Source organism: Pseudomonas sp. DW-iso17, assembly GCF_058725345.1.
This window is the reverse complement of record NZ_JBZXEA010000013.1, coordinates 26357-43337: the sequence shown is the minus strand read 5'-3', so window position 1 is coordinate 43337 and position 16981 is coordinate 26357. Positions and strand designations below refer to the sequence as shown.

The following is a 16981-nucleotide window of genomic DNA, read 5'->3' as shown; positions in this document are numbered from 1 at the left end:
GCATCTGGGATGAGCTGATCATGGGCCGAAAAACCCTTGGCTGGCAACCGCTTATTGATGGCTCATTAGGCAGTTTAGTCGTTGACAGCAAACGCAGCGGGGGCGTGCGCGCCGCTGGGCAGCGGCGCGGGAGGGGCAAGCAAAGGTTACTTTTTCTTCTTCGTCGGAGCCGGGCAATCGGCCTCTGCGAACTTGACCGAGGCCACCGGGCGATTGGTCTTGTTCTCGGTGATTTCATAGCGCATCACTGCGCCCTTGGCCATCAGCTCGCGGTAGCCCGGGTTGGTGCATACACTGCGGCCCAGCTGGAAATACACAGCCTTGGGGTTGGCGCGCATCTGTTCGGCACGGTCAGGCAACACGCTGAGGTGATCGATCAGTTGCATGCCTTCAACGGTGTAGGCGACTTCCAGGGTTTTTTCATCGATTTCCCGGGGCAGGTCCTTGTTGCTTTCGGCCGCGACGCTTTGCAGCTTCTTGTTCATTTGAGCCTCCAGCAGCGAGGCCGCGTGGGCGCCCATAGGCAAGACCAGCGCAAGGGCGACGGATGGGGCAACAAGGCGCAGCATGGAACGCAGCATGAAACTCTCCTGATTCGGTTACTGGTGCATAGACCAGCCACTGGGCTGTGCGTTCAGTGGCGCGCAATTATAGGTGAGCCCTTGCCACTACAGCCAGGCGTATCGCTGGTAAACTGCGGGACTTCTGTTTTTCACGAGTTTGTTCCGTGTCGATTTCTTCTACTTCGCCGCGTGCCCGATGAGTCACGCCGTCTCCCGTTTGCGTACCCAGCGTCTGGCGCGTGCCGTCAGGCCGTTTCTCAATCGGGGTTCCCGTGCTGAGCGCTGTCCCGGCTGTCGGGTCATTCCTGAGTACTGCCTGTGTGCCTGGCGGCCTCAGGTAGAAGCCAAGTCCGCCATGTGCCTGTTGATGCATGACGTTGAACCGATGAAGCCCAGTAACACGGGCTGGCTGATCGCCGATGTCATACACGACACCACCGCGTTTGCCTGGTCGCGTACCGAAGTCGACCCCGAGTTGCTCAGGTTGCTGGCCGACCCGCAGTGGCAACCCTACATCGTATTTCCCGGTGAATTCGTGGCGCCGCAACGGGTGGTCAGTGAAGTGCGCGTGGAGGAGGGCAAGCGCCCACTGTTCATCCTGTTGGACGGCACCTGGAGCGAAGCGCGCAAGATGTTTCGCAAAAGTCCCTATCTGGAACATTTACCGGTGCTGAGCCTGGCGCCCGAACAGTTGTCACGCTACAAACTACGGCGCTCCAAGCGCGATGACCATTTCTGCACCGCCGAGGTGGCGGCGCTGTGCCTGGAGCTGGCCGATGACCTGGCCGCCAGCGAAGTGCTGGATGCCTACCTTGATGTGTTCAGCACCCATTACCTGGCTGCCAAATTCCAACTGCCATTGGATGCGGCGGACACCGTGCATACCCGCCTTGCACCCTACATCCCGGCGGGATAACCAGACGACGTTTGCATGATGGCACTGTAAGCCCGCAACCCGCTAAAATCCCCACGGGCGTAGTGCTTGACCCTCCAGGCTACGCTGGGCATGCTGTGCGCCGATTGGGTGCAACCGTGAATTATCGACGTCGTTTCATGTGTTTTTGACGTTGAGCGGGCCCTGTGGCGATCGCTGCCTGGCCGTCGCCTCGTGTATTGGTGAACCCTGAACCCATCAGGGCTCCCATAAAAAACAGGATCATTTAACCAATGGCCACATACGAAATCCTGATTGCCGATGACCACCCGCTGTTTCGCAGCGCACTGCATCAGGCCGTAACCCTGGGCCTTGGCCCCGATGTACGTCTGGTCGAAGTTGCCAGCATTGCCGAACTGGAAGCCCGCCTGACTGAAAAATCCGACTGGGATCTGGTGTTGCTCGACCTGAACATGCCGGGCGCGTACGGTTTCTCCGGGCTGGTGCTGCTGCGTGGCCAATACCCGCAGATCCCCGTGGTGATGGTGTCGGCCCAGGAAGAAGCCGACGTGGTGGTGCGCTCCAAAGAGTTTGGCGCCAGCGGCTTCATTCCCAAGTCCAGCGCGATGGAAGATATCCAGAAAGCCGTGCGCACGGTGTTGGACGGCGATGTGTCCTGGCCACCCCAGGCGTTTGAAGAAATCAATGTGTCCGATGAAGCCAAGGCCGCCCGCGATGGCCTGGCCAGCTTGACGCCCCAGCAGTTCCGAGTATTGACCATGGTCTGCGAAGGGTTGTTGAACAAGCAGATTGCTTACGAATTGAGTGTGTCGGAAGCGACCATCAAGGCCCACGTTACGGCGATTTTCCGTAAGTTGGGCGTGCGTACGCGCACTCAGGCGGCGTTGCTTTTGCAGCAACTCGAGTCCATCTCGCAACATTAAGTTACAGCCGCTTCACGCTTTTTTGACTTTGCGTGATCTAGCTTCCCCACTTCTTTGGTTCAGTTGCCTACATCTATGTCGCCTTTCAAGGGTCAAACCGGTATCAAACGTATCTTCAATGCAGGGGGCTATTCCCTGGATGGCCTGCGTGCGGCTTTCACTGGCGAGGCGGCATTCCGCCAACTGGTATTGCTGAATGTCATCCTGATTCCCGTGAGCTTTTTCCTGCAGGTCAGCCGGGTTGAACGGGCGCTGCTGATTGCAGTGTGTTTGTTGGCGCTGATCGTCGAATTGCTTAACTCAGCGGTAGAAGCGGCCATTGACCGTATTTCCCTGGACCGCCACCCGCTGTCGAAAAACGCCAAGGACATGGGCAGCGCCGCGCAATTCGTGGCACTGACCATGATCACCCTGGTATGGGCCGTAATCCTGATCTGACGATCACGCGATACTCGGCAGCACGATCTCGTCGCTGCGCTGCACCCCAGCGGTGAAGGCGCGGCACAGTTCGAGAAACTCGCGCATCGCCGAGGTCTGGTACTTCTGCTTGTGCCAGATGAAGTAGAACTGCCGGGCCAGGTCCAGGTCCGGGGTTTCTACCGGCACCAGGCTGCCACGGCGGAAGGCATCGCGCAGCGCCAGCCGCGAAATGCAGCCAATCCCCAACCCCGACTCCACAGCCCGCTTGATTGCCTCGGTATGTTCCAGCTCCAGGCGGATATTCAGCGCGCTGCGATGATGGCGCATGGCCTGGTCAAAGGTCAGGCGCGTGCCAGAGCCTTGTTCGCGCAGGATCCACGCTTCGTGGGTCAGCTCATCCATGCTTGCCACGCCACGCTTGGCCAGATGATGCTGGGGCGCGCAAAACACCACCAGCTCGTCTTCTACCCAGGTTTGCACTTCGATATCCGGGTGGCTGCAGTCACCTTCGATTAGACCCAGGTCAATTTCGTAGTGCGCCACCTGATGCACGATATGCGCAGTGTTCTGCACATGCAGTTTCACCTGGCTCTCGGGATGCTGCTGCATAAAGCTGCCAATCAGCAGCGTCGCCAGGTAATTGCCGATGGTCAGCGTGGCGCCGACCGCCAGGGAACCGAAGCCTGACTTGCCGTTGAGCAGGTCTTCGATCTCCTTGGCCTGGTCCAGCAATGCCACCGCCTGGGGCAACAGCTGGTGACCGAGGGCGTTGAGGCTCAGGCGTTTACCGGCGCGGTCGAATAATTGACAGCTGGATTGACGCTCCAGCTCGGTGATTGAGGTGCTGGCGGCGGATTGAGATAAGGCCAGAAGGCCAGCAGCGCGCGAGACGCTTTCCTGCTGGGCGACGGCGACGAAAACTTGCAGTTGACGGAGAGTAAATCGCATATCGATATAACCGATAACCCTTATCTTAATAATCCAGTTAACAGATATTGTCGCCGCCATTAGAATGCTGTGCAATTGCGCATCCTTACCTTTGGCGCAGACCCATTTCCAGGAGTCCCCCGTACATGAGCAACATGAACCACGAGCGTGTCCTCAGTGTTCATCACTGGAACGACACTCTGTTCAGCTTCAAGTGCACCCGCGATCCGGGCCTGCGCTTCGAGAACGGTCAGTTCGTGATGATCGGCCTGCAACAGCCCAACGGCCGCCCGCTCATGCGCGCTTACTCCATTGCCAGCCCGAACTGGGAAGAGCATCTGGAGTTCTTCAGCATCAAGGTGCCCGATGGCCCGCTCACTTCCCAGTTGCAGCATCTGAAGGAAGGCGACGAGATCATCATCAGCAAAAAACCGACAGGCACCCTGGTGCTTGACGATTTGAAGCCGGGCAAGCATCTGTACCTGCTCAGCACCGGTACTGGCCTCGCTCCATTCATGAGCGTGATCCAGGACCCGGAGACCTATGAGCGTTTCGAAAAAGTCATCCTGTGCCACGGCGTGCGCTACGTCAACGAAGTCGCCTACCGCGAATTCATCACCGAGCACCTGCCGCAGAACGAGTTCTTCGGCGAGGCCCTGCGTGACAAGTTGATCTACTACCCGACCGTGACCCGCGAGCCGTTCGAAAACGAAGGTCGCCTGACCGACCTGATGCGCAGCGGCAAACTGTTCAGCGACATCGGCCTGCCGCCGATCAACCCCGAGGACGACCGCGCCATGCTGTGCGGCAGCCCAAGCATGTTGGATGAGACCAGCGAAGTGTTGAACAGCTTCGGCCTGAAAGTTTCGCCACGGATGCGTGAGCCGGGTGACTACCTGATCGAGCGTGCGTTCGTCGAGAAGTAATACAGAGTCAGTAACACCAGCGATCCAAAAAGTGTGGGAGCTGGCTTGCCTGCGATAGCATCACCTCGGTTCAACTGAACCACTGAGGTGTCTGCATCGCAGGCAAGCCAGCTCCCACATTTGGTTTTCGCCCTATTTAGCCGAAACCACTTCCAGCACACAAATCATCCCCGGCTCCGGGTAGTGCCAGCGCACATCCACATCCCAGAACCGCACACCGTATTCCCGTTCTGAGGTAGGAACCTGATACGCCGGCCGCGGATCCTGTGCCAGACACTGTTCAATCAACTCCACCAACGGTTCACCAAGGCGCTGTGCATGGCCTTGCGCCTGTTGCAGTGCAGCCTTGAGCCATTGCACGCCGATCAGCGCGGGCGCATTGCTGGCGATGTCGTTGGTGGCCGCATCCACGATATCGGCATACGGCACATACGGCTTGATATCCAGCACCGGCGTGCCATCGAGCAAATCTATGCCCGATATCCACAACCGCCCCGGTTCCACCTTGTCCAGCTTCACCACCGACTGGCCGATGCCATTGGGACGATGGGTTGCGCGGGTGGCAAACACACCCATGGACGTATTGCCGCCCAGGCGTGGCGGGCGCACTTTCAGGCGTGGCTTGTCTTCCAGTGCCTGATGAAACAGAAACAGCAGCCACACATGGCTGACCTGCTCCAGCCCCTGCACCGCCTCACCCTGGTCGAACGGCGCCACCAGCTCCAGCACGCCACGGGCAGCCGGTGCCAGTTGCGGTTGGCGCGGGATGGCGAACTTCTCCTTGAAACAGGAGCGTACGAAGCCGACGGGCGAGACCTGGTAACTCATGGGCTTAGGCACGGACCCGCAAGGTCAGGCCCTTGAGGAAGTTACGCAGCAACTGATCGCCACAGGTGCGGTAGTTTGTATGACCAAACTTACGGAACAGCGCGCTCAGCTCTGGCTTGGACACCGGGAACTCCGCCGCCTTGAGGATTGCATGCATGTCGTCTTCCTTCAGTTCGAAGGCCACGCGCAGCTTTTTCAGGATGATGTTGTTGGTCACCGGGGTTTCGATCGGCTGCGGCGGGCGGCTTTCGTCCTTGCCGCGCTTGAAAATCACCAAGCCATCGAGGAAGTGAGCCATGACTTCATCCGGGCAGAACACGAAGCCTTCTTCCTCATCTTTTTTGAGGTAGGTCAGCAGGTCTTCCTTGGTCACGTCCATGCCGCCGAGCTTGATGATCTCGACCATCTTGTTGTCGCTGATGTCGAGCATGTAGCGCACGCTGCGCAGTACGTCGTTGTGAATCATGGTGGGCAATCCTGGTATTCAACTGATGACACCGCCGGAATCAGGCGGTGTCGGGAAAAGGGGAACGGCTTAGAACTTCTCTTTGCCGGACAGGTAACGCCATTGGCCCACTGGCACTTTGCCGATGGACACGCCGCCGATGCGGATGCGGCGGATGGCGATGACTTTCAGCCCAACGGCTTCGCAGAACAGCGCGATCACGCCGGGTTGCGGGTTTTTCATCGCAAAGCGCAGGCGGTTCTCGTTCTGCCAGCTGGCTTTGACGGCAGGCAGCTCTTTGCCTTTGTAGGTCAAGCCGTGGTTCAGGCGGTTAAGGCCGTGGGCAACCATGTCGCCTTCGACTTCCACCACGTATTCCTGCTCGATCTTGGCGGCATCGGCGGTCAACTTGCGCAGAATCTTCCAGTCCTGGGTAAACACCAGCAGGCCACTGGCTTTGGCTTGCAGGTCGGCGCTGGCGCTCAGGCGCAGAAAGTGCCCCTTGAGCGGACGCTTGCCGAAGCGGTGTTCTTCAGAGAGGGTTTCGGCGCTGATCGAGGCCATGGCGGTTTCAGCATCCATGCCTGCGGGGGCGTGCATCAGGATGGTCACCGGCTCTGGCGCGGTGGCTTTAGCTTCCGGGTCCAGCTCGACTTTCTCGTCAGTGACCTTGAACTGCGGCTCGTCGATCACTTCGCCGTCCACCGAGACCCAGCCGCCTTCGATAAACAGCTCAGCCTCCCGACGGGAGCAACCGACCAGTTCGATAAGGCGTTTGGAGAGGCGTATGGGGTCAGTCATGACAAGGGCCGTAACAAAAGGGGGCCACTATTGTACCTGCCTGGCGCCGGTTAATCCCGGCCCCATTTCAGCACATCGGCCATAACAATTACTTAACTAACACAACACGGGTCAAATGTGGGAGCTGGCTTGCCTGCGATGGCGATATACCAGCACCGGATGGGTAGACTGACCCGACGCCTTCGCAGGCAAGCCAGCTCCCACAGTTCAGGCATTACGGGCCTGTTGCTGCTGGCGCAGACGCAGGTGCAACAACGGATAAGGCTGCCCAAGCCCATCATGGTCCGTTCGCCCGATCACCTCGAAGCCTTGCTTGAGGTAAAAACCCAGGGCCTGGGGGTTCTGTTCGTTGACGTCCAGTTCATCGGCGTTCATGTGTTCGATCGCGTAGCCCAGCAATTGCCGGCCCAGCCCCTGGCCACGGTAGCGCGGGTCGATAAACAGCATTTCCACCTTGCCCGCCGACACCCCGGCGAAGCCGGTAATGTGCTGGCGCACGTCCTTGGTGCAGATCAGCATGACCGCATCGAGGTAGCGGCTCAGCACCAGGTTTTTCAACATGTCGATATAGCTGTCCGGGAGGAAGTCGTGGGTGGCGCGTACCGAGTCCTCCCAGATCTGCACCAGGCGCGTGTAGTCGCTGGTTTTAGGTGTGTGAATCACCGAATGCTGACGCATACCCGCTGTCCCTTGCTGTATTCGGGGTTGATGGACAATACGATAGACCTAAAAAAGCCCCGCATCTTCTCAGAGGCGAGGCTTTTTTATCACCGTGCGATCAGTCGCGCTTTTCAGCCCACAAGTCGTACTCGTCGGCGTCGGTCACGGTGCACCAGACTTTGTCACCCGGCTTCAGGCCGCTGGCATCGTCGATAAACACGTTACCGTCAATTTCAGGGGCGTCGAAGAAGCAACGACCCACCGCGCCTTGCTCGTCGACTTCATCGATCAGCACTTCGATTTCCTTGCCGATGCGCAGTTGCAGGCGTGCCGAGCTGATGGCCTGCTGGTGCGCCATGAAGCGCTCCCAACGGTCTTGCTTGACGTCGTCCGGCACCACGGCCAGGTCCAGCAGGTTGGCCGGAGCACCTTCCACCGGCGAGTACTGGAAGCAACCGACGCGGTCCAGCTGCGCTTCGGTCAGCCAGTCCAGCAGGTACTGGAAGTCTTCCTCGGTCTCGCCGGGGAAACCGACGATGAAGGTGGAGCGGATGATCAGCTCCGGGCAGATCTCGCGCCAGTTCTTGATGCGTGCCAGGGTCTTGTCTTCAAACGCCGGACGTTTCATCGCCTTGAGCACTTTCGGGCTGGCGTGCTGGAACGGGATGTCCAGGTACGGCAGGATCTTGCCGGCGGCCATCAACGGGATCAACTCGTCCACGTGCGGGTAAGGGTAAACATAGTGCAGGCGCACCCACACGCCCAGGCTGCTGAGGGCTTCGCACAGCTCGGTCATGCGGGTTTTCACCGGCGCGCCGTTCCAGAAACCGGTGCGGTATTTCACATCGACGCCGTAGGCGCTGGTGTCCTGGGAGATCACCAGCAGTTCCTTGACGCCAGACTTGACCAGACGCTGGGCCTCGTCGAGCACATCACCCACCGGGCGGCTTACCAGTTTGCCGCGCATCGACGGGATGATGCAGAAGCTGCAGCTGTGGTTGCAGCCTTCGGAAATCTTCAGATACGCGTAGTGACGTGGGGTCAGCTTGATGCCTTGAGGCGGCACCAGGTCGATCAGCGGGTTGTGATCCTGGCGTGGCGGCACCACCTCGTGCACAGCGTTGACCACCTGCTCGTACTGCTGCGGGCCGGTCACCGCCAGCACACTCGGGTGCACGTTACGGATATTGCCTTCTTCCACCCCCATGCAGCCGGTCACGATGACCTTGCCGTTTTCCTTGATGGCTTCGCCGATCACTTCCAGGGATTCGGCCTTGGCCGAGTCGATGAAGCCGCAGGTGTTGACCACCACCACATCGGCGTCCTGGTAAGTGGACACGACGTCGTAGCCTTCCATACGCAATTGCGTGAGGATGCGCTCGGAGTCGACAAGCGCCTTCGGGCAACCCAGGGAAACAAAGCCAACCTTGGGGTTGGCTTTTGCGATGGTGGTGGACATGTCTAACCTCGGTATTGAATGACGCTGCCGGTCGTGCACGACAAGGCAACGGATGGGCGCTTGGTGCGCCTCTGATCAAAAAGTGCGCAATTCTATCGGTGGGCAACGCACTTGACCAGCTTTATGCAGGGAAATGCGACGAGTGCTGCGCCGGGTCATCCCCATAGCCACTGGCGCGCGCTTAAGCCCGGATGTCTTGTTCGGTTCGGTGCGATACCACTTTAGACATACCCACACCTAACGCCTGGAGGACTTTAAGCAAAGTGGAGAGCTTAGGATCGCCGCCGACGCCGATGGACCTGTAGAGGTTTGCTCTATTGAGTCCTGTGTTCTGCGACAAGCTGAGCATCCCACCACGGGCTTCCGCCACTCGACGGATAGCGACAAGGAAAGCGTCCTCGCCACCGGCTTCATCTATTTCCTCAAGCGCGACAGATAAATATTCGAGGGCGAATGCTTCGTCGTTGCGAAGCATTTCCAGAACGCTATCTTCGTGCGGGCGGGTACGAATGGTCATTTTTGCTGCACCTTGTAAGATTTCCAGAGAGCCTTGGCCTGATCGATATCGTTCTGCTGTCTGGCCTTCGAACCACCGCCCAATAGGAAAATGATTTTTCGATCCTGGACTGCCTAATACACGCGAAACCCTGGGCCGAAGTCGAGCTTCATCTCAAAGACCCCATCACCCACTGGCTCGGTAACGCCAAAGTGACCAAGGGACGCCCGATCCACTCTGGTGGTGATTCTTGCTTTCGAACGCGTGTCCTGCACTGTATCCAGCCAAGCCTGGTAGATATCCACGCCGTTGATTGACAGTACGTGTTTCACTTCGTACATGAGGAGTGTACCTTAAAAGAGACAGTCCGATAGTTGAGTTTTTATATCGACTGCGCGCCCTGCGAGTGCACGATTGACTGATCAGGTAATCCGGCCAAGGCGCTCCTGCTCACACCACCCAGGCATCACGACTGAGCCGGGCCAGGAATATACGGTTGGCGGTAAATGTGATCAATGCAGGCAAAAAGGCGCCAAAGTGCTGCTGTGGCCTCTATGACTGATTGCCTAAAACGACATCCCGTTCACTTGAACGGGGAAATGCGACGAGTGCTGCGCTATGCTTCGCGCCGTTGCGCACGGGTAAAGCCCTTGGGTCAATAAAACGTCTGTTACGAGAAGTAAAACAGCGCATGCTAGGGTCAGCTTAGAAGCGCTGTTTATAAAAGACCTCAGGTCAAAGGGCAGGAGTGGTTGATGGGTCAGGCAAGTAGTCAGGCAGCAGGTGCCGAGCATTCAAAAGCCAAGCCGATTGGCATGCTAGTGGCGGCGGTCGGGGTGGTTTATGGCGATATCGGGACCAGCCCGCTCTACACCCTTAAAGAGGTGTTCAACGGCGGTTATGGGGTGCAGGTCAACCATGACGGTGTCTTGGGGATCCTTGCGCTGATCTTCTGGTCGCTGATCTGGGTGGTGTCGATCAAGTACGTGCTGTTCGTACTGCGTGCCGACAACCAGGGCGAGGGCGGCATCATGGCCCTCACCGCGTTGGCCCGGCGAGCTGCCGGGAAGCACACGAAATTGCGCAGTTTCCTGGTGGTGTGTGGCCTGTGTGGCGCGGCGTTGTTCTACGGCGACAGCATGATCACCCCGGCAATTTCGGTGTTGTCGGCCATCGAAGGCTTGGAACTGGCGTTCGACGGCCTGGAAAAATGGGTGGTGCCCATTGCTCTGGTGGTGCTGGTGGCGCTGTTCCTGATCCAGAAACACGGCACCGACCGCATCGGCAAGCTGTTTGGCCCGGTGATGGTGACCTGGTTCCTGGTGTTGGGCGGCCTGGGGGTGTACGGCATCCTGCAGCAACCCGAAGTGCTCAATGCACTGAACCCGGCATGGGGTGTGCGCTTCTTCATGGTTCACCCCGGTATTGGCGTGGCGATCCTCGGCGCGGTGGTGCTGGCATTGACCGGCGCTGAAGCGTTGTACGCCGACATGGGCCACTTCGGCCGCAAACCCATCGCCCGCGCCTGGTTCCTGCTGGTGCTGCCGGCGCTGGTGCTCAACTATTTTGGCCAGGGCGCGATGCTGCTGGGCGATCCGGAGGCGGCGCGCAACCCGTTCTACCTGCTGGCGCCGAGCTGGGCCCTGGTCCCGTTGGTGGGCTTGTCCACCATGGCCACGGTGATTGCTTCCCAGGCGGTGATTTCCGGCGCGTTTTCGTTGACCCGCCAGGCGATCCAGTTGGGTTACATCCCGCGCATGCATATCCAGCACACCTCCAGTGCCGAACAGGGCCAGATCTACATCGGTGCGGTGAACTGGTCGTTGATGGTCGGTGTGATCCTGCTGGTCCTAGGCTTCGAATCCTCCGGTGCCCTGGCCTCGGCCTACGGCGTAGCTGTGACGGGCACCATGCTGATGACCACCATCCTGGTGTCGGCGGTGATGCTGCTGCTGTGGAAATGGCCACCGGTGCTGGCCGTGCCGCTGTTGCTCTGCTGCCTGTTGGTGGATGGCCTGTTCTTCGCAGCCAACGCGCCGAAGATCCTCCAGGGCGGCGCCTTCCCGGTACTGGCGGGGATCGTGCTGTTTGTGCTGATGACCACCTGGAAGCGCGGCAAGCAATTGCTCGTCGGCCGTCTCGACGAGGGTGGCCTGCCGTTGCCGATCTTCATCAGCAGCATCCGCGTACAGCCGCCCCATCGCGTTCAGGGTACGGCAGTGTTCCTCACCGCGCGGCCCGACGCCGTGCCCCATGCGCTATTGCATAACCTGCTGCATAACCAAGTGCTGCATGAGCAGGTGGTACTGTTGACCGTGGTTTACGAAGACATTCCACGGGTGCCAGCGGCGCGACGCTTCGAGGTGGATGCCTACGGCGAAGGCTTCTTCCGCGTGATCCTGCACTTCGGTTTCACCGATGAGCCGGATGTGCCTGAAGCGCTGAAACTGTGCCATCTGGATGACCTGGACTTCAGCCCGATGCGCACCACTTACTTCCTCAGCCGTGAAACGGTGATTGCCTCGCGCATCAAAGGCATGGCCCGTTGGCGCGAAGTGTTGTTTGCCTTCATGTTGAAAAACGCCAACGGCAACCTGCGGTTCTTCAAACTGCCGGTCAACCGTGTGATCGAGCTGGGTACCCAGGTCGAGATGTAAGGCGCTGCCTACCGGGAGCCGGCAATCGGCTCCCGCTTTCCTTCTGAACCCTGTGCAAACGATGGTTGTCGACTAGGCTGGTAGGAGCGAGCTCGCTCCTACAAAAATGCCTATGAAGCCCAGAAGAGGTGCGCCATGAGTCAGCTGCTCGAACCTTATACCCTGCGCCAATTGACCCTGCTCAACCGCATCGCGGTTTCACCCATGTGCCAATACTCCAGCGACGATGGCCTGGCCAATGACTGGCACCTGGTGCATCTCGGCAGCCGGGCCGTGGGTGGCGCCGGGCTGATTTTTACCGAGGCCACGGCGGTGACCGCCGATGGCCGTATCACCGCCCAGGACCTGGGCCTGTGGAACGACGCCCAGATCGAACCGTTGCGGCGCATCACCCGTTTTATCGCGGCCCAGGGCGCGGTGGCTGGGATCCAGCTGGCCCATGCCGGGCGCAAGGCCAGCACCCATCGGCCATGGATCGGCAAACACGGTAGCGTCAAGCCGGAGGAGGGCGGCTGGGTGCCGGTGGGGCCCTCGCCGATTGCCTTCGACCCCAATCACACCCAGCCCAAGCCACTGGACGAAGGGCAGATCCAGCAAGTGATCGCTGACTTTGTCGCCGCCGCCAAGCGCGCCTTGACCGCAGGCTTTGAGGTGGTGGAAATCCACGCCGCCCACGGGTATCTGCTGCACCAGTTCCTCTCGCCGATCAGCAACCAGCGTCAGGACCACTATGGCGGCTCCTTCGAAAACCGCATTCGCCTGGTGCTGGAAGTGACCAGGGCCGTGCGTGCCGTGTGGCCAGAGGAGCTGCCGCTGTTTGTGCGCGTGTCGGCCACCGACTGGGTGGAAGATGGTTGGAACCCGGATGAAACCGTGGAGTTGGCGCGCCGCCTGAAAGACTTGGGCGTTGACTTGATCGACGTGTCCTCTGGCGGCACCGCTGCCAATGCCGAGATTCCCACCGGCCCCGGCTATCAGACGCGCTTCGCCGAGCGAGTGCGCAAGGAGTCGGGCATCGCCACCGGCACGGTTGGCATGATTACCGAACCGGCCCAGGCCGAGCATATCCTGCGCACTTGCCAGGCCGACATCATCTTCCTGGCCCGGGAACTGCTCCGCGACCCGTACTGGCCTTTGCATGCCGACGATGATCTGGGTGGGCGCAAGGCCATCTGGCCCGCGCAATACCAGCGCGCCACCCACCGCGACCAGCCGATTCATGAGTCGGATCTGCGCGATTGATCCTGCACACGGCCCTACCGGACCCACCCTGACACGGTGGGTTTTTTCTTGCTCGCGTTTATAGGAAGGCTGATCCTTGGCGGTTGTTAAGCAGGAGAAGCTTATGCTGGTGGAACGCGCGTTAACCGAAGACGATATCCCTTTGCTGGCAACCATCGATCGTACGGAGCTGATCCCGGCGTGCTATCGCATGGACTGCGGCGAACTGGTGTTGTATGCCACACATCATGATATGCGCGGCTGGCCTGAAGGCGAGGCTGAACAGGATGCGGTGGCGCTGCATGCCTGCCTCCAGCGCGGCGGGTGGTTGTGGGGCGTATTCGACGGCCCGGTGCTGGTCGCCGCAGTGGTGGTGGACAATCGGTCCTTCCATCACCAGGGCTTGCTGATGCGGCAGTTGAAATTCCTGCATGTCAGCCATAGTGCCCGCGGTACTGGCCTGGGCGGTCGGTTGTTGGCGCTGGCTTGCGAGCACGGCCGGCAAGTGGAGGTCCAAGCGCTCTATATCTCGGCGACGGAGTCGCGTAACACCGTGGACTTTTACCTGCGCCATGGTTGCCATTTGTTGCAGCAACCCCACGCTGAGCTTTATGCGCAAGAACCGCTAGACATCCACCTGTATCGACCCCTGCGTGAGTAATGGCTGTAGGCTTTTATTACCGACGTTATTTTTTTAAGTTAATACTCTAAAAAAATCCCACGAATGGTGAGATAGTTTCTACGCTAAGGGTAAGCCCGACTCCTGGCCCAGGGAGACAGGCGGTTGGTCCGCGAAGCCGTTGCGCTTCCCGGGAGTTGGGAAATGGGCACCAGGAGTGTTTGACTGATATCAGGAGTAGCGGTCCATGGCCAAGTCCTATGGCGTAGCGGGTGCGGTGGCGTCTTTTCTGAGTCGCCGGATGTCCTTGCGGGGTCGAAGGTTGAGTTCAGATGAGATGGAGTTGCTGGTGCAATACCGGGCGCTGACCGAGAGCGATCAGGTGGCGATGCGCTATCTGATTGGCGCGATGAAAAGCGTGTCGCGATTCTGAGCCAAATCCGATCATTCCCACGTTATTGCGTGGGAATGATCGTGCAGTGTGGCATCAGGTGTATTTGCGTTGCTCTGGGGCAGGTGGGAAGTACTGATACAGCCAGGTTTCACTGAGGGTGCGGTCCTGGGTTCGTATAAACAGGCGCAATTCGACGGGTTCCACGCTGTCGCTGGTGGGGTACCAGTCGAACAGGATGCGGTAGCCCTTGATGTTGTCCAGCACCAGCACACTGAAGTCCTTCACCTCACCATGGGAACAGGTCACCACGGGCTCGATGCCGGTGCCCGCTGGCAGGCGATCCAGGCCGCCGCCCTTGAAGTCCACGGCGAAACGCCGCGCCCATACCTTCGGATAATGCTCGCCGGGTGCCCAGCCTTCGGTAAAGCCGCCCATGCCGGAACGGGTCGCATCGACCTGTGCCAGCGGCGTGCTCACTGGCGGCAGTGCGCTCCAGTACAGCTTGTAGCCGTAGTTGAGCGAATCACCGGCGGCCACAGGCTTTTTCGGGGTCCAGAAGGCCACGATATTGTCCAGGGTTTCGCCAGTGGTGGGGATTTCCAGCAAGTCGATGGAGCCTTCGCCCCAGGCCGTGGTCGGTTCAACCCACAGGCTTGGGCGTTTGCTGTACCAGTCGACGGTGTCCTGGTAGCTGGCGAACTCATGGTCGGTCTGCACCAGGCCGAAGCCTTTGGGGTTGGTGTCGGCGAACGCGTTGAATTGCAACTTGGCCGGGTTGTTCAGGGGGCGGCAGATCCACTCGCCGTTGCCGCGCCACATGGCCAGGCGGTCCGAGTCGTGGATTTGCGGGTGGATGGTGTCGCACATGCGGCGCTCATGGGTGCCGCAGCTGAACATACTGGTCATGGGCGCGATGCCCAGTTGCTCGATGGCGGTGCGCGCATTGATGTGCGCGTCGATCGCCATCACCACTTGGTTGGCCTGGCAGTCGATGTCGAAGCGGTAGGCACCGGTGGCGCTTGGCGAGTCGAGCAGGGCGTAGACCACAAAGCGCGTGGCGTCCTTGTCCGGAGTTTCGAACCAGAACTGCGTGAAATCGGGGAACTCCTCGCGTTTTTTCGCGTAGGTATCAATCGCCAGGCCACGCGCCGAGAGGCCGTACTGGCCGGTGGAATCCACCGCACGGAAGTAGCTGGCGCCCAGAAACGACAGCACGTCATGGCGGTCCAGCTCCGGTGCCTTGAACAGCTTGAAACCGGAGAAACCCAGGTCGCCGGTCAATTGCTGGGTGTCCACCGTGGTTTTTTCATAGTTGAACAACGACGGGCGAAAATGCACTTCGCGGGCTTCACGGGTCTTGGGGTCGACGCTGTGCATGCGCACCGGCGTCTTGAAGCCCATGCCGACGTGGAAGAACTGCACGTCCAGTTGGCCGTTCAACTCTTTCCACAGCGAATGGTTACGGTCATAGCCGATGGCGTTGAAATTCTGCGGGGTCATGGTAGCCAGGGTCGGCGGCAGCACCTGCTTAGTGTCCTGGTAGCCACGGGTGGCCAATTGCTTGGCCTGGGCCTTGAGCGATTCGAAATCGAACGCCACGGCCTTGCCATCGGCAGCCCGATTCCCGGCCCAGGCCTGCGCGGCCAGCAGGCCACTGGCCGACAAACCGGTGTAAGCCGCAATGGCCATGGATGCTTTGAGCAAATTCCTGCGGTGCATAGAGACAACCTGTCGTGAGCAAATCCCGCGCCGTTCCTGGCACGTAGCGGATCAGAAATAACGGTTCGGACATGCCTTCGGCCAAACGCAACGGACAACAAACAGACGCCGGATAGCTTAAGCGGTTCGATGAACAAGGAAAATTGATTGATGGCGGGATGATGGCGTTGCATATGCAACAAGACATTTCCAGCATCGCAGTAGAACGTTACATCTGGAAGCACTCTAGATCGCGGCTTTTTGGCACTTAGTTTTACGCTGAAGGCCTATTGGTCCTACGAACCCAAGTGTCTGGAGGCTACGAATGAATACCCGTGGATTGCTCGATCAACTGCTTAAGTCTGGCCAGGATATGTTGCAAAACAAGGCGGGTGGGCAGCCTAAGTCGAATGACAAGGGCGCCCTCGGCGGCTTGCTCAGCGGTGCAGGCGGCGGGGCCCTGGCGGCGGGAGCCATGGGCTTGCTGCTGGGCAACAAGAAGGCGCGTAAATTCGGTGGCAAAGCGCTCACCTACGGCGGCCTGGCCGCACTGGGTGTGATTGCCTACAAGGCTTACGGCAACTGGCAGTCCCAGCAGGCCAGCGCGCCCCAAGGCGAGCCGCAAACCATCGACCGCCTGCCAGCGGCCCAGGTCGAACAACACAGCCAAGGCATTCTCAAGGCATTGGTGGCCGCGGCCAAGGCTGACGGCCATGTGGATGAGCGCGAGCGTGCCTTGATCGAAGGCGAGTTTACCAAGCTGGATAACGACCAGGAGTTGCAACACTGGCTGCACGCCGAACTCAACAAGCCCCTGGACCCCACCGACGTCGCCCGCGCCGCCAGCACCCCGGAAATGGCCGCCGAAATGTACATCGCCAGCGTGATGCTGGTGGACGAAGAAAACTTCATGGAAAAAGCCTACCTGGACGAACTGGCCCGCCAACTGAAACTTGAGCCCGGCTTGAAGCTTGAGTTGGAAAAACAAGTGCGGCTTAACGCATAAACAAGGCCGCACGCCAATCAAAAATGTGGGAGCGGGGTTGCTC

The 16981-nt window shown here is 59.5% G+C and carries 18 protein-coding genes and 1 pseudogene; 9 read left to right on the top strand and 10 right to left on the bottom strand.

Annotation, left to right across the window (positions count from 1 at the left end):
- Window positions 1-146 precede the first annotated feature (146 nt).
- Complete coding sequence (locus AC4PS6_RS12375; RefSeq protein WP_014717179.1) at window positions 147-581, bottom strand: PA3611 family quorum-sensing-regulated virulence factor; 435 nt, start codon at window positions 579-581, stop codon at window positions 147-149.
- A gap of 178 nt (window positions 582-759) precedes the next feature.
- Here AC4PS6_RS12375 and AC4PS6_RS12370 point away from each other — a divergent pair, with 178 nt between their 5' ends.
- The 3 genes from AC4PS6_RS12370 to AC4PS6_RS12360 all read left to right on the top strand — a co-directional run bounded on the left by AC4PS6_RS12370 (window position 760) and on the right by AC4PS6_RS12360 (window position 2819).
- Window positions 760-1479, top strand: coding sequence for a tRNA-uridine aminocarboxypropyltransferase (locus AC4PS6_RS12370; RefSeq protein WP_032903391.1), 720 nt, complete (start codon window positions 760-762; stop codon window positions 1477-1479).
- Window positions 1480-1730: 251 nt separating this feature from the next.
- The gene (gene erdR, locus AC4PS6_RS12365) at window positions 1731-2381 is read left to right on the top strand and encodes a response regulator transcription factor ErdR (RefSeq protein WP_003189050.1); all 651 of its coding nucleotides are present in this window, start codon (window positions 1731-1733) and stop codon (window positions 2379-2381) included.
- 75 nt (window positions 2382-2456) lie between these two features.
- A complete protein-coding gene (locus AC4PS6_RS12360) occupies window positions 2457-2819 on the top strand; it encodes a diacylglycerol kinase (RefSeq protein WP_019817716.1) in 363 nt (120 codons plus the stop codon).
- 3 nt (window positions 2820-2822) lie between these two features.
- On the opposite strand, the gene AC4PS6_RS12355 is transcribed toward AC4PS6_RS12360, so the two are convergent.
- Window positions 2823-3749 (bottom strand): LysR family transcriptional regulator, encoded by a 927-nt coding sequence (locus tag AC4PS6_RS12355; protein ID WP_010212678.1) that lies wholly within the window; start codon window positions 3747-3749, stop codon window positions 2823-2825.
- A gap of 125 nt (window positions 3750-3874) precedes the next feature.
- On the opposite strand from AC4PS6_RS12355, the gene fpr reads away from it, so the two are divergent.
- A complete protein-coding gene (fpr, locus tag AC4PS6_RS12350; RefSeq protein ID WP_003189055.1) occupies window positions 3875-4654 on the top strand; it encodes a ferredoxin-NADP reductase in 780 nt (259 codons plus the stop codon).
- Window positions 4655-4786: 132 nt separating this feature from the next.
- On the opposite strand, the gene tsaA is transcribed toward fpr, so the two are convergent.
- The 7 genes and pseudogenes from tsaA to AC4PS6_RS12315 form a co-directional block, all read right to left on the bottom strand.
- Window positions 4787-5482 (bottom strand): tRNA (N6-threonylcarbamoyladenosine(37)-N6)-methyltransferase TrmO, encoded by a 696-nt coding sequence (gene tsaA, locus AC4PS6_RS12345; RefSeq protein WP_014717182.1) that lies wholly within the window; start codon window positions 5480-5482, stop codon window positions 4787-4789.
- 4 nt (window positions 5483-5486) lie between these two features.
- Window positions 5487-5948 carry a YehS family protein gene (locus AC4PS6_RS12340; protein ID WP_005785469.1) on the bottom strand — a complete coding sequence of 154 codons (462 nt, stop codon included), beginning with the start codon at window positions 5946-5948 and terminating at the stop codon, window positions 5487-5489.
- Between the two features lie 69 nt (window positions 5949-6017).
- Window positions 6018-6728, bottom strand: coding sequence for an rRNA pseudouridine synthase (locus AC4PS6_RS12335; protein ID WP_014717183.1), 711 nt, complete (start codon window positions 6726-6728; stop codon window positions 6018-6020).
- Between the two features lie 207 nt (window positions 6729-6935).
- Window positions 6936-7406: a GNAT family N-acetyltransferase gene (locus AC4PS6_RS12330; protein ID WP_336827140.1), complete on the bottom strand. Its 471-nt coding sequence runs from the start codon at window positions 7404-7406 to the stop codon at window positions 6936-6938.
- Between the two features lie 100 nt (window positions 7407-7506).
- Complete coding sequence (rimO, locus tag AC4PS6_RS12325) at window positions 7507-8847, bottom strand: 30S ribosomal protein S12 methylthiotransferase RimO (RefSeq protein ID WP_003231334.1); 1341 nt, start codon at window positions 8845-8847, stop codon at window positions 7507-7509.
- A gap of 181 nt (window positions 8848-9028) precedes the next feature.
- The gene (locus AC4PS6_RS12320) at window positions 9029-9364 is read right to left on the bottom strand and encodes an addiction module antidote protein (RefSeq protein WP_014717185.1); all 336 of its coding nucleotides are present in this window, start codon (window positions 9362-9364) and stop codon (window positions 9029-9031) included.
- Window positions 9361-9684, bottom strand: a pseudogene (locus tag AC4PS6_RS12315) (type II toxin-antitoxin system RelE/ParE family toxin). The gene AC4PS6_RS12320 and the pseudogene AC4PS6_RS12315 overlap by 4 nt, the downstream one beginning before the upstream one ends.
- A 414-nt stretch (window positions 9685-10098) precedes the next feature.
- On the opposite strand from AC4PS6_RS12315, the gene AC4PS6_RS12310 reads away from it, so the two are divergent.
- The 4 genes from AC4PS6_RS12310 to AC4PS6_RS12295 all read left to right on the top strand — a co-directional run bounded on the left by AC4PS6_RS12310 (window position 10099) and on the right by AC4PS6_RS12295 (window position 14273).
- Window positions 10099-12000: a potassium transporter Kup gene (locus AC4PS6_RS12310; RefSeq protein ID WP_014717187.1), complete on the top strand. Its 1902-nt coding sequence runs from the start codon at window positions 10099-10101 to the stop codon at window positions 11998-12000.
- Window positions 12001-12135: 135 nt separating this feature from the next.
- The gene (locus AC4PS6_RS12305) at window positions 12136-13242 is read left to right on the top strand and encodes an NADH:flavin oxidoreductase/NADH oxidase (RefSeq protein WP_019817719.1); all 1107 of its coding nucleotides are present in this window, start codon (window positions 12136-12138) and stop codon (window positions 13240-13242) included.
- Between the two features lie 103 nt (window positions 13243-13345).
- Window positions 13346-13882, top strand: a complete 537-nt coding sequence (locus AC4PS6_RS12300; RefSeq protein WP_014717189.1) for a GNAT family N-acetyltransferase — start codon at window positions 13346-13348, stop codon at window positions 13880-13882.
- Window positions 13883-14087: 205 nt separating this feature from the next.
- Window positions 14088-14273 (top strand): hypothetical protein, encoded by a 186-nt coding sequence (locus tag AC4PS6_RS12295; RefSeq protein WP_014717190.1) that lies wholly within the window; start codon window positions 14088-14090, stop codon window positions 14271-14273.
- A gap of 54 nt (window positions 14274-14327) precedes the next feature.
- Here the strand turns inward: AC4PS6_RS12295 and AC4PS6_RS12290 are convergent, their stop codons facing one another.
- A complete protein-coding gene (locus AC4PS6_RS12290) occupies window positions 14328-15953 on the bottom strand; it encodes a glucan biosynthesis protein D (protein ID WP_054917809.1) in 1626 nt (541 codons plus the stop codon).
- A gap of 304 nt (window positions 15954-16257) precedes the next feature.
- Between AC4PS6_RS12290 and AC4PS6_RS12285 the strand changes: the two genes are divergently transcribed.
- Complete coding sequence (locus AC4PS6_RS12285) at window positions 16258-16938, top strand: tellurite resistance TerB family protein (RefSeq protein ID WP_336827141.1); 681 nt, start codon at window positions 16258-16260, stop codon at window positions 16936-16938.
- Window positions 16939-16981: the final 43 nt, after the last annotated feature.

Excerpts from the sequence above, each read along its gene's own strand:
- AC4PS6_RS12285 (WP_336827141.1), top strand. The coding sequence starts at position 16,258 with ATGAATACCCGTGGATTGCTCGATCAACTGCTTAAGTCTGGCCAGGAT.
- AC4PS6_RS12320 (WP_014717185.1), bottom strand. The coding sequence starts at position 9,364 with ATGACCATTCGTACCCGCCCGCACGAAGATAGCGTTCTGGAAATGCTT.
- AC4PS6_RS12370 (WP_032903391.1), top strand. The coding sequence starts at position 760 with ATGAGTCACGCCGTCTCCCGTTTGCGTACCCAGCGTCTGGCGCGTGCC.
- AC4PS6_RS12360 (WP_019817716.1), top strand. The coding sequence starts at position 2,457 with ATGTCGCCTTTCAAGGGTCAAACCGGTATCAAACGTATCTTCAATGCA.
- AC4PS6_RS12310 (WP_014717187.1), top strand. The coding sequence starts at position 10,099 with ATGGGTCAGGCAAGTAGTCAGGCAGCAGGTGCCGAGCATTCAAAAGCC.
- tsaA (WP_014717182.1), bottom strand. The coding sequence starts at position 5,482 with ATGAGTTACCAGGTCTCGCCCGTCGGCTTCGTACGCTCCTGTTTCAAG.
- rimO (WP_003231334.1), bottom strand. The coding sequence starts at position 8,847 with ATGTCCACCACCATCGCAAAAGCCAACCCCAAGGTTGGCTTTGTTTCC.
- AC4PS6_RS12330 (WP_336827140.1), bottom strand. The coding sequence starts at position 7,406 with ATGCGTCAGCATTCGGTGATTCACACACCTAAAACCAGCGACTACACG.
- AC4PS6_RS12295 (WP_014717190.1), top strand. The coding sequence starts at position 14,088 with ATGGCCAAGTCCTATGGCGTAGCGGGTGCGGTGGCGTCTTTTCTGAGT.
- AC4PS6_RS12335 (WP_014717183.1), bottom strand. The coding sequence starts at position 6,728 with ATGACTGACCCCATACGCCTCTCCAAACGCCTTATCGAACTGGTCGGT.
- AC4PS6_RS12355 (WP_010212678.1), bottom strand. The coding sequence starts at position 3,749 with ATGCGATTTACTCTCCGTCAACTGCAAGTTTTCGTCGCCGTCGCCCAG.
- AC4PS6_RS12375 (WP_014717179.1), bottom strand. The coding sequence starts at position 581 with ATGCTGCGTTCCATGCTGCGCCTTGTTGCCCCATCCGTCGCCCTTGCG.
- AC4PS6_RS12340 (WP_005785469.1), bottom strand. The coding sequence starts at position 5,948 with ATGATTCACAACGACGTACTGCGCAGCGTGCGCTACATGCTCGACATC.
- erdR (WP_003189050.1), top strand. The coding sequence starts at position 1,731 with ATGGCCACATACGAAATCCTGATTGCCGATGACCACCCGCTGTTTCGC.
- AC4PS6_RS12290 (WP_054917809.1), bottom strand. The coding sequence starts at position 15,953 with ATGCACCGCAGGAATTTGCTCAAAGCATCCATGGCCATTGCGGCTTAC.
- fpr (WP_003189055.1), top strand. The coding sequence starts at position 3,875 with ATGAGCAACATGAACCACGAGCGTGTCCTCAGTGTTCATCACTGGAAC.
- AC4PS6_RS12300 (WP_014717189.1), top strand. The coding sequence starts at position 13,346 with ATGCTGGTGGAACGCGCGTTAACCGAAGACGATATCCCTTTGCTGGCA.
- AC4PS6_RS12305 (WP_019817719.1), top strand. The coding sequence starts at position 12,136 with ATGAGTCAGCTGCTCGAACCTTATACCCTGCGCCAATTGACCCTGCTC.